At 36.2% G+C, this 1,678-nt stretch carries 1 protein-coding gene; it reads right to left on the bottom strand.

Annotation, left to right across the window (positions count from 1 at the left end; all coding sequences use genetic code 11):
• Positions 1–966 precede the first annotated feature (966 nt).
• Positions 967–1,386 (bottom strand): GNAT family N-acetyltransferase, encoded by a 420-nt coding sequence (locus tag HRU21_13415; GenBank protein ID NRA43282.1) that lies wholly within the window; start codon positions 1,384–1,386, stop codon positions 967–969.
• Positions 1,387–1,678: the final 292 nt, after the last annotated feature.

Genomic DNA, 1,678 nt, shown 5'->3' with positions numbered 1-1,678 from the left:
ATAACGCCCGCAACACGGGCTGACAATTGATTGTGGCTTTTGCATTAAAATGCCGCAGGCATGCAAAAGACGCGAGCAGTTGGCAGTCCTGTTGTGCTTGCGCTTGTTAAATTTATTTTTGAACACAGAATGGTTCCAGATGATAAATAGCTAGAGAAACAAGGTTGAGAATTAATGTTACACCAAATAACATTCGCCATTTTAGCCCTTTCTCTGAATAGTATTTTTTAGAAAAGGTTACTTTTATTGCCTCTCTAATGCTTGTCTTTTTTGCCTCTGCAATTGCTGTAAATGATTCATTATAAGCGAAACCTTTAAATTGTAGGTTTATGCTTAATATGATTAGAAGCATAGATCCATAATATATGTAGCTCAAAACATCGCTATAAATGTTATTACAGACTTCCAATTTTTCTTCCTTAAAATTTAACGCCGCCAACACGGGCTTTTAATGTAGCGCACCATTTTGCATAAAATGGCGCAGCCATGCAAAATTGTGTGCGGAGTTAAAAGTCCTGTTGTGCTTGGCCTTGTTAAGTGTGTACATTTTTATACTTTACTACCCAGATTGAAAATATAAAACCGACTGTAAAAACAATAATGAAAGCTAAGGGTAGGATGAACAAATCATTAGATGCACTAAGCCACCTAGGAATTTGAATAGGAAGTAATAATACTCCAATTATCACTGAAATCATTGGAGTACTAAATATTGCAAATAAAGTTTTATACTTTGATGAATTGAATAAGCCTTTATTTTTGAAATGGCAGACTTGTATGATTGTGCATATCAATATAGGTGGCAAATACCAAACTATAAAAAGTATGATTAACTCACTTGGTAATATGTAATTTTCTTCCATACACTTAACGCCTCAAACATGGGCTGACAAAATTGGCACATAATTGCGGTAGCAATTTAAGTGACATTTTTGACAGTCCAGCATAGCGGCATGCTTTGACTTGTTAAATTTTGATGCTCTGATCACGATTTAGAATCCAGCACCGATTATTATTTGTGAACCCTATTTTGCCATAATAGTCATTTGCAGCAGGCGCGGAAATTAGGATAAGTTTGCATTTAATGCCTAAATGGCTTTGGACATTAACTTGTAATGCTTTGCCTATACCCATTTTTTGATAGGCTTGGTCAACCGCTAAATCTGATAAGTAACAGCAGTAATGAAAATCTGTGACACAACGTGCTATCCCAATTAATTTTTCTTGAGACCAAGCTGTTATGCATAGGTTGCTATTGTTCAACATACCTTGAAGGCAATCGTGATCATTTATTGGTCTTCTTTCGGCAAGTCCTGACCTATGCAACAATTCAGTAAATTCACTGACAGATATAGCTTTGTTTAACTTATATTGAATTTCTTCCATGACATTCCAAAGAATTTAACGCCTTTAGCACGGGCTTGCGGTGCGAAGCAACGCGAGTCCGAGGCAGCTTGCTGCCGATACGTGCCTGAACTTGTTAGGCGTTTTACTTAATAAAAACAACATCTTATGTTAAAATTAGCTGTACGATTAGAGCTGAGCATTTTTTTATATAAAGTGGATGTAATACCAATTCCAATAAGTTTCTTCCCACTCAGCGAGAATTAAAAGGCTTAGAGGCAAGGCATTGATTGTAGAGAATGGTTATTCTCGATAATAGCTCCTGCATTATCCT

It is taken from the genome of Pseudomonadales bacterium (assembly GCA_013215025.1).
GTDB lineage: Bacteria > Pseudomonadota > Gammaproteobacteria > Pseudomonadales > DT-91 > DT-91.
Note: the sequence above shows the minus strand (reverse complement) of the source record. Positions and strands in the feature narration are given on the sequence as shown.

Bases quoted from the DNA above. Each gene is read 5' to 3' on its own strand.
- HRU21_13415 (NRA43282.1), bottom strand. From the start codon at position 1,386: ATGGAAGAAATTCAATATAAGTTAAACAAAGCTATATCTGTCAGTGAA.